The 1844-nt window shown below is 59.3% G+C and carries 2 protein-coding genes; both read left to right on the top strand.

The annotated features are described in order from the left end of the window. Positions 1 to 12 precede the first annotated feature (12 nt). Positions 13 to 600, top strand: a complete 588-nt coding sequence (locus AACS18_RS15680; RefSeq protein WP_005340055.1) for a Maf family protein — start codon at positions 13 to 15, stop codon at positions 598 to 600. 95 nt (positions 601 to 695) lie between these two features. Continuing rightward, on the top strand, positions 696 to 1844 hold a 1149-nt coding region (gene rng / locus AACS18_RS15675; RefSeq protein WP_108612657.1), incomplete at its 3' end, for a ribonuclease G.

Raw genomic sequence — 1844 nt, 5'->3', positions numbered from 1 at the left:
TATCAGGTAAATATGAACAAAAACAACGAACCACAACTCTATCTCGCCTCGGCTTCTCCCCGTCGCCGTGAACTGCTGACCCAGATTGGCTACCGCTTCGAGGTGCTGAAACTGGATGTGCCCGAGCAGCGGGAAGAGGGTGAAAAGGCGCAGGATTACGTCTGCCGCCTCGCTCGTGACAAGGCGATGGCGGGCGTGGCGTGTGCGCCGACGGCGTTGCCGGTGCTGGGTGCCGACACCATAGTGGTGCTGGGCGACCGGGTACTGGAGAAACCGTCCGATCTGCTGGATGCCAAAGATATGCTGGAGTCCCTCTCCGGCAAGGTGCATCAGGTGATGACGGCGGTAGCGCTGGCCAGCAAGGATCGTTGTGACGTGCGTCTGGTCACCACCAACGTGGCGTTTCGCAAGCTGGACGAGGCCGAGATCGAGGCCTACTGGCAGACCGGTGAGCCCTGTGACAAGGCCGGGGCTTATGGCATTCAGGGTATTGCCGGCAAGTTTGTCAGCCGCATCGAAGGGAGCTATAGCGCCGTGGTCGGCCTGCCCCTGCTGGAGACAGACCTGCTGATCAAGCATCATCTGGAACAGCTCAAATAATTTCCCGTCAGCTGTGCTCTGCTGCGTTTCGTTCTTGCGCGCGTTGTACCGGATTGGCTCTATAGAATTCAAAACTGGAACAGGCAAGGTTACTTATGTCGGTAGAACTGCTGGTTAACGTTACCCCCTCCGAAACCCGGGTCGCTCTGGTCGAAAACGGTCTGCTGCAGGAAGTACATGTAGAACGTCAGGCCAAACGCGGCATCGTCGGCAATATCTACAAAGGCAAGATCAGTCGGGTGCTGCCCGGCATGCAGGCGGCATTCGTCGATATCGGCATGGACAAGGCAGCGTTTCTCCATGCCTCCGACATCGTGCCGCACACCGAGTGTGTGGCGGTGAAGGAGAAGGAGCAGTTCCAGGTCGGCAATATCGCCGAGCTGGTGCGTCAGGGGCAGGACATCATGGTGCAGGTGGTGAAAGATCCGCTGGGTACCAAGGGTGCCCGTCTCACTACCGATATCACCCTGCCATCCCGCTATCTGGTCTTTATGCCGGGCAGTGCCCACGTCGGTGTCTCCCAACGTATCGAGTCCGAAGCGGAGCGGGAGCGCCTCAAGCGCACCGTGGCCGGTTATGTGGACGAGCTGGGTGGCTACATCATCCGTACCGCCGCCGAAGGGGTGGGGGAGCAGGAGCTGGAGCAGGATGCAGCATTCCTGAAACGTCTGTGGCGCAAGATCCTCGAGCGCAAACAGAAGTATCCCCCCTGCAAGATCCTCTACGAGGATCCCAGTCTGGCCTTTCGGGTGGTGCGCGATTTTGTCGGCGCCGAGCTCGACAAAATCCGCGTTGACTCGCGCCAGAGCTTCGATCAGCTCAAACGCTTCACCGAAGAGTACGTGCCTGAGCTGGCCAGCAAGCTGGAGTACTACCCCGGCGAGTCGCCCATCTTCGATCTCTACGACGTGGAGAACGAGATCCAGCGGGCGCTGGAGCGCAAAGTAGAGCTGAAATCCGGCGGCTACCTCATCATCGACCAGACCGAAGCCATGACCACGGTGGATATCAACACCGGCGCCTTTGTCGGCCATCGCAATCTGGAAGAGACCATCTTCAACACCAACGTCGAGGCGACGGCTGCCATCGCCCGCCATCTGCGCCTGCGCAACCTCGGTGGCATCATCATCATCGACTTCATCGACATGCAGTCGGAAGATCATCGCCGTCGGGTGCTGCACAGTCTGGAGCAGGCGCTCTCAAAGGATCGCGCCAAGACCAACGTCAATGGCTTCTCCCAGCTC

The organism is Aeromonas sp. HMWF015, from assembly GCF_963878965.1.
In the GTDB taxonomy this organism is placed as follows: Bacteria; Pseudomonadota; Gammaproteobacteria; order Enterobacterales; family Aeromonadaceae; genus Aeromonas; species Aeromonas veronii.
The sequence above is the reverse complement of the archived record's forward strand: the minus strand, read 5'-3'. Positions and strand labels throughout refer to the sequence as shown.